Source organism: Amycolatopsis sp. NPDC003861 (assembly GCF_053605405.1).
The window spans coordinates 1-5,917 of sequence record NZ_JBSGJD010000394.1 but is presented as its reverse complement, the minus strand read 5'-3'; the positions used below and the strand labels follow the sequence as shown (position 1 = coordinate 5,917).

The 5,917-nt window shown below is 71.5% G+C and carries 7 protein-coding genes and 1 pseudogene; 6 read left to right on the top strand and 2 right to left on the bottom strand.

Annotation, left to right across the window (positions count from 1 at the left end):
- Positions 1 to 183: pseudogene (locus tag ACWEVN_RS45905) on the bottom strand (PucR family transcriptional regulator); the annotation flags it as partial.
- A 118-nt stretch (positions 184 to 301) separates the two neighbouring features.
- Here ACWEVN_RS45905 and pruA point away from each other — a divergent pair.
- Complete coding sequence (gene pruA / locus ACWEVN_RS45900; RefSeq protein WP_452055463.1) at positions 302 to 1,930, top strand: L-glutamate gamma-semialdehyde dehydrogenase; 1,629 nt, start codon at positions 302 to 304, stop codon at positions 1,928 to 1,930.
- 13 nt (positions 1,931 to 1,943) lie between these two features.
- Entirely contained in the window at positions 1,944 to 2,873 is a 930-nt protein-coding gene (locus ACWEVN_RS45895) for a proline dehydrogenase family protein (protein WP_452055462.1), read from the top strand.
- A 51-nt stretch (positions 2,874 to 2,924) separates the two neighbouring features.
- On the opposite strand, the gene trxA is transcribed toward ACWEVN_RS45895, so the two are convergent.
- Entirely contained in the window at positions 2,925 to 3,296 is a 372-nt protein-coding gene (gene trxA / locus ACWEVN_RS45890) for a thioredoxin (protein ID WP_072480358.1), read from the bottom strand.
- An 85-nt stretch (positions 3,297 to 3,381) separates the two neighbouring features.
- On the opposite strand from trxA, the gene ACWEVN_RS45885 reads away from it, so the two are divergent.
- The 4 genes from ACWEVN_RS45885 to ACWEVN_RS45870 all read left to right on the top strand — a co-directional run bounded on the left by ACWEVN_RS45885 (position 3,382) and on the right by ACWEVN_RS45870 (position 5,769).
- The gene (locus tag ACWEVN_RS45885) at positions 3,382 to 3,624 is read left to right on the top strand and encodes a DUF2630 family protein (protein ID WP_310974937.1); all 243 of its coding nucleotides are present in this window, start codon (positions 3,382 to 3,384) and stop codon (positions 3,622 to 3,624) included.
- Between the two features lie 132 nt (positions 3,625 to 3,756).
- Positions 3,757 to 4,167: a YciI family protein gene (locus ACWEVN_RS45880; protein ID WP_310974938.1), complete on the top strand. Its 411-nt coding sequence runs from the start codon at positions 3,757 to 3,759 to the stop codon at positions 4,165 to 4,167.
- Between the two features lie 11 nt (positions 4,168 to 4,178).
- Complete coding sequence (locus ACWEVN_RS45875) at positions 4,179 to 4,616, top strand: VOC family protein (RefSeq protein ID WP_452055464.1); 438 nt, start codon at positions 4,179 to 4,181, stop codon at positions 4,614 to 4,616.
- Between the two features lie 4 nt (positions 4,617 to 4,620).
- The gene (locus tag ACWEVN_RS45870; protein WP_449683892.1) at positions 4,621 to 5,769 is read left to right on the top strand and encodes an RNA polymerase sigma factor; all 1,149 of its coding nucleotides are present in this window, start codon (positions 4,621 to 4,623) and stop codon (positions 5,767 to 5,769) included.
- The last annotated feature ends 148 nt before the right edge of the window (positions 5,770 to 5,917 follow it).

The following is a 5,917-nucleotide window of genomic DNA, read 5'->3' as shown; positions in this document are numbered from 1 at the left end:
TGGCGCCGCCGCCCGGCCGCGCGCGCCGATCACCAGCACCAGGTCGCCGGGGGAGGCCTCCAACGGGTCCTCCGGGTCGAGGATCACGACGTCGGTGACGGCGACGCCGAGGCCGTGCGGCGCCACGACGACCTCGACGAGCGGCTCGCCGAGCGTCGCCAGGACGTGGCGCAGCGATGTCACGGCGGCGTTATCCGATCGGCCAAGATCATACGAGCGATTTTAGCCGATCGAACAAGCCTCCGGAGCGTGTCCGGAGTTACCGTTCGGGGCATCTGGACTACAGAGCAGAGGAGCCGCCGTGGACGCCGTGACCCAGACCCCCGCCCCGACGAACGAGCCGGTGCTGACGTACGCGCCGGGCAGCGCTGAGCGCGCGGAACTCGAGGGTGCGCTCAAGCGGCTGGGCCAGGCGGAACCGGTCGACCTGACCGTCACCATCGGCGGCGAGCAGCGCCCCGGTGGCGGCGAGAAGATCGACGTCGTCCAGCCGCACCACCACAAGCACGTCCTCGGCACCATCCACAGCGCCACCCAGCAGGACACCACCGACGCCATCGCCGCCGCGGCGAAGGCCGCGCCGGAGTGGCGCGCGCTGTCCTACGACGACCGCGCCGCGATCCTGCTGCGCGCCGCCGACCTGCTCACCGGCAAGTGGCGCGCCACGCTCAACGCGGCCACCATGCTCGGCCAGTCCAAGACCGCGACCCAGGCCGAGATCGACTCCGCCTGCGAGCTCGCCGACTTCTGGCGCTTCAACGTCGAGTTCGGCCGCCGCATCCTCGCCGAGCAGCCGATCAGCTCGCCGGGCGTGTGGAACCGGATGGAGCACCGGCCCCTGGAAGGGTTCGTCTACGCGATCACGCCGTTCAACTTCACCGCGATCGCCGGCAACCTGCCGACCGCGCCCGCGCTGATGGGCAACACCGTGCTGTGGAAGCCGTCGCCGACGCAGTCGTTCGCGGCGCACCTGACCATGCGGCTGCTCGAAGAGGCCGGGATACCGCCGGGCGTGATCAACCTGCTGCCGGGCGACGGCAAGGCCGTCTCCGAGGTCGCCCTGACCCACCGCGACCTGGCCGGCATCCACTTCACCGGCTCGACCGCGACCTTCCAGCACCTGTGGGGCACGGTCGGCGCGAACATCGCGGGCTACCGCGGCTACCCGCGGCTGGTCGGCGAGACCGGCGGCAAGGACTTCGTGCTCGCGCACGCCTCCGCCGACGTCGACGTCCTGCGCACCGCCCTGGTCCGCGGCGCGTTCGAGTACCAGGGCCAGAAGTGCTCCGCCGCTTCGCGCGCGTACATCCCGCGCAGCGTCTGGAACGAGCTGAAGGACGGCCTGGTCGCCGAGACCGAGGCGCTGTCCTACGGCGACGTCACCGACCTGTCGCACTTCGGCGGCGCGGTCATCGACCGGCGGGCGTTCACCAAGCACGCCGACCTCTTCGACCGCGTGAAGGATGACGCCTCCGTCGAGGTCCTCACCGGCGGCACGGCCGACGACAGCGTCGGCTACTTCGTGAAGCCGACGATCCTCGTGTCGGACAACCCGAAGCACGAGATCTTCTCGACCGAGTACTTCGGCCCGATCCTGTCGGTGCACGTCTACGAAGATGGCGGCTTCGACGACGTCCTGAAGCTGATCGACTCCTCCGCCGCGTACGCGCTGACCGGCGCGGTGATCGCCAACGACCGCACCGCCGTCGCCAAGGCGTCCGAGGCGCTGAAGTTCTCGGCGGGCAACTTCTACGTCAACGACAAGCCGACCGGCGCCGTCGTCGGCCAGCAGCCGTTCGGCGGTGCGCGGGCCTCGGGCACCAACGACAAGGCCGGCTCGATCTTCAACCTGCTCCGCTGGACGAGCCCCCGCTCGGTCAAGGAGACGTTCGTGCCGCCGACCAGCGTGCGCTACCCGCACCAGGGCTGAGAGGGAGACCGTCATGCTGCGTGCCCCGCTGCTCGCCGCCGCCCGCTCGAAGGGCATCCGGAAGCTCGTCGAGGCCGTGCCCGCCACGCGCTCCGTGGTGCGCCGGTTCGTCGCCGGGTCCGAGACCGCCGACGCCGTCCGCGTGGCCCGGGAACTGGCCGCCGACGGCCGCCGGATCACCCTCGACCACCTGGGCGAGGACACCACCGACGCCGCGCAGGCGGCGGCGACGGTGGCGGCCTACGAGTCGGTGCTGACCGCGCTGGCCGCGGAAGGCCTGGCCGAGGGCGCGGACGTCTCGGTGAAGCTGTCGGCGGTCGGGCAGTTCCTGCTGGCGAACGGCGAGGACGTCGCTCTCGAGAACGCGCGGAAGATCTGCGCGGCGGCCGAGGCGGTCGGGGCCACCGTGACGCTCGACATGGAGGACCACACCACCACGGACTCGACGCTCGGCATCCTGAAGGAGCTGCGCGGCGAGTATCCGTGGGTGGGCGCGGTGCTGCAGGCCTACCTGCGGCGCACCGAGCAGGACTGCCGCTCGTTGTCGGGCCCGGGTTCCCGGGTGCGGCTCTGCAAGGGCGCCTACGCCGAACCGGAGTCGGTGGCGTTCCCGGAGAAGTCCGAAGTGGACAAGTCCTACGTCCGCTGCCTGCGTGTTCTGATGGCCGGCGAGGGCTACCCGATGGTGGCCTCGCACGACCCGCGGATGATCGAAATCGCCGCCGCGCTGGCCGAAGAGAACGGCCGGACCGACGACGACCACGAGTTCCAGATGCTCTACGGCATCCGGCCGGAGGAGCAGGCCCGGATCGCGGCCTCGGGGGCGCGGATGCGCGTCTACGTGCCCTACGGCGACGAGTGGTACGGCTATTTCATGCGGCGGCTGGCCGAGCGCCCGGCGAACCTGGCGTTCTTCCTGCGCGGGCTCGCCACCCGCTCCTGAGACACGGCGAAGGCCGCCCCCGCGGGGGCGGCCTTCGCCGTGTGGTGGTGGTCAGGCCTGTTCGGCCTCGGCTTCGGCGGCCTTGCGCTTGACCTCGTCCATGTCGACCTCGCGGGCCTGCTTGATCAGGTCTTCGAGGGCGGCTTCGGGCAGCGCGCCGGGCTGGGCGTAGATGAGCGTCTTGTCCCGGATGATGGCCAGCGTCGGGATGGAGCGGACGTCGAAGGCGGCCGCGAGCTGCTGCTGCGCTTCGGTGTCGACGCTCGCGAACACGATGTCGTCGTGCTTCTCGGAGGCCTTCTCGTAGACCGGCGCGAACTGGCGGCACGGCCCGCACCAGCTCGCCCAGAAGTCGATCAGGACGAACTCGTTGTCGGTTACCGTCTGGTCGAAGTTCTCGGCGGTCAGCTCAACGGTGCTCATGCCCTGGTCAACGATCCGCACCCGGCGGGAATTCCCGGGGCCGGGGTAGCGTCTGCACGAGCGCACCCGCGAAGAGGAGGAACAGATGGCCGACGGCGAAATCCTGGGCCGGATCGACGAGCTGATCGCGGAGGAGCACGAGCTCCGGTCGCGCTCGGTCGGCGTGGGGCTGAGCGGCGGCGACAAGGACCGCCTCACCGCGGTCGAGCAGCAGCTCGACCAGTGCTGGGACCTGCTGCGCCAGCGGCGCGCGAAGACGGAGTTCCACGAGAACCCGGACGACGCCACGGCCCGGCCGGTCTCCGAGGTGGAGTCCTACCGGCAGTGATCCGTTCGCGGCCGCCCCCTTCAGGAGGCGGCCGCGAATTTTCTCGCCGGCGATGTCGAGAACCCGGAACCGGCTCCGTCCCCGGGGTGGAAGCGGCCAGAATGGGCCGTCCGACACCGAGGGAGCACCACGATGGCCAAGTACCTGTTGCTGAAGCACTACCGCGGCGCGCCGGCCCCGGCCAACTGCGACACGACGATCGACCAGTGGACGCCGGAGGAGGTCTCCGCGCACATCAAGTACATGCAGGACTTCGGGGACAAGCTGGTGGCCACCGGCGAGTTCGTCGAGCACCAGGCCCTCTCCCCGGAGGGGACGTTCGTCCGCTACGACGGCGAGGGGAAGCCGCCGGTCACCGACGGCCCGTTCCCCGAGACCAAGGACCTCATCGCCGGCTGGACGGTGATCGACGTCGACAGCTACGAGCGGGCCCTCGAACTGGCCGCGGAGCTGTCGGCCGCGCCGGGCCCGAACGGGGAGCCGATCCACGAGTGGCTCGAGCTGCGGCCGTTCATGACCGCGCCGCCCACCATCACGGAATGACGGGGGACACCATGGTGCTGCCACGGCTGGAGCACGTCGGCATCGTCGTCGGGGACCTCGAGGCCGCGAAGGCGTTCTTCGCCGAGCTCGGCCTCGAGGTGGAGGCGGAGATGACGACCGAGGGCCGGGCGGTCGACCGGATCGTCGGGCTGGACGGCGTCCGGTCGGACATGGCGATGCTGCGGACGCCGGACGGCCACGGGAAGCTGGAGCTGATCCGGTACCGCACGCCCGAGGGGGCGGCGGGCGATCCGCAGGCGCCGGCGAACGTGCCCGGCCTGCGGCACATCCTGTTCGAGGTGGCGGGCATCGAAGACGTCCTGGAGCGGCTGAAGGCGCACGGCGCCGAGCTCGTCGGCGAGCTGGTGCGGTACGAGGACAGCTTCAAGCTCTGCTACGTCCGCGGCCCCGAGGGGATTATCGTCGAACTGGCCGAGCGGATCGGCTGAGCTCGTGGACGAAGCCCTGCTCCGCAGCCTCACCCCGGGTGTCCTGGCCGTCCTCGTCCGCCGCGGCGCCGAGTTCGCGGCGGCCGAGGACGCCGTCCAGGAAGCCCTGGTCGAGGCGCTGCGCGTCTGGCCGGCCGACCCGCCCCGGGACGCCAAGGGCTGGCTGGTCACCGTGGCGTGGCGGAAGTTCCTCGACGCGACCAGGGCGGAGGTCGCCCGCCGCAAGCGCGAGGACGTCGTCGACGCCGAAGTGGCGCCCGGGCCCGCGGCGGCCGTGGACGACACGCTGCAGCTGTACTTCCTGTGCGCGCACCCGTCGCTGACGCCGTCGTCGGCGGTCGCGCTCACGCTGCGGGCCGTCGGCGGGCTGACCACGCGGCAGATCGCGCAGGCGTACCTGGTGCCCGAGGCGACCATGGCGCAGCGCATCAGCCGCGCCAAGCGGACCGTGTCCGGGGTGCGGTTCGACCAGCCCGGCGACGTCGCGACCGTGCTGCGGGTGCTCTACCTGGTGTTCAACGAGGGCTACTCCGGGGACGTCGACCTCGCCGCCGAGGCCATCCGGCTCACCCGGCAGCTCGCGGCGTCGATCGACCACCCGGAGGTGGCCGGGCTGCTGGCGCTGATGCTGCTGCACCACGCCCGGCGGGCCTCCCGCACGACCGGCGACGGCGCCCTGGTCCCGCTGGCCGAGCAGGACCGGTCCCGCTGGGACACGACGTTGATCGCGGAGGGCGTGGCGATCCTGCAGCGGGCGCTGTCCCGTGACCGGCTGGGCGAGTTCCAGGCCCAGGCCGCCATCGCGGCCCTGCACGCCGACGCGCAGGACGCGGCGGAGACGGACTGGGTGCAGATCGTCGAGTGGTACGACGAGCTGGTGCGCCTCACCGGCAGCCCGGTCGTGCGGCTCAACCGCGCGGTCGCCGTCGGCGAAGCGGACGGCCCGCGCGCCGGCCTCGCGGCACTCGCCGAGGTGGACGCCACGGTCCCGCGCCACACGGCGGTGTCGGCCTACCTCCACGAGCGCGACGGCGACCTGGAAACGGCGGCCAAGCTGTACGCCGAGGCCGCCGCCAAGGCGGCCAGCCTCGCCGAAGTCGACCACCTGACCCGCCAAGCCGCCCGCCTCAACACCCGCAACCCGCGTGATTGAGCCCGTAACCCGCGTGATTGAAGCCGGAACTCGCGTGATTGAGCCCGTAACTCGTGGAGTTGCCCCGGTGGGGCGGACACGGGGTTTTCAGGCAGCTGGGGCTTGACGATAGTTGGTTCGGGTTTCGGCTGGGGTGTGGTGGCCGTTG

What these genes read in the sequence shown, in the direction of transcription:
- ACWEVN_RS45895 (WP_452055462.1), top strand. Translation starts at nt 1,944, where the DNA reads ATGCTGCGTGCCCCGCTGCTCGCCGCCGCCCGCTCGAAGGGCATCCGG.
- trxA (WP_072480358.1), bottom strand. Translation starts at nt 3,296, where the DNA reads ATGAGCACCGTTGAGCTGACCGCCGAGAACTTCGACCAGACGGTAACC.
- ACWEVN_RS45885 (WP_310974937.1), top strand. Translation starts at nt 3,382, where the DNA reads ATGGCCGACGGCGAAATCCTGGGCCGGATCGACGAGCTGATCGCGGAG.
- ACWEVN_RS45880 (WP_310974938.1), top strand. Translation starts at nt 3,757, where the DNA reads ATGGCCAAGTACCTGTTGCTGAAGCACTACCGCGGCGCGCCGGCCCCG.
- ACWEVN_RS45875 (WP_452055464.1), top strand. Translation starts at nt 4,179, where the DNA reads ATGGTGCTGCCACGGCTGGAGCACGTCGGCATCGTCGTCGGGGACCTC.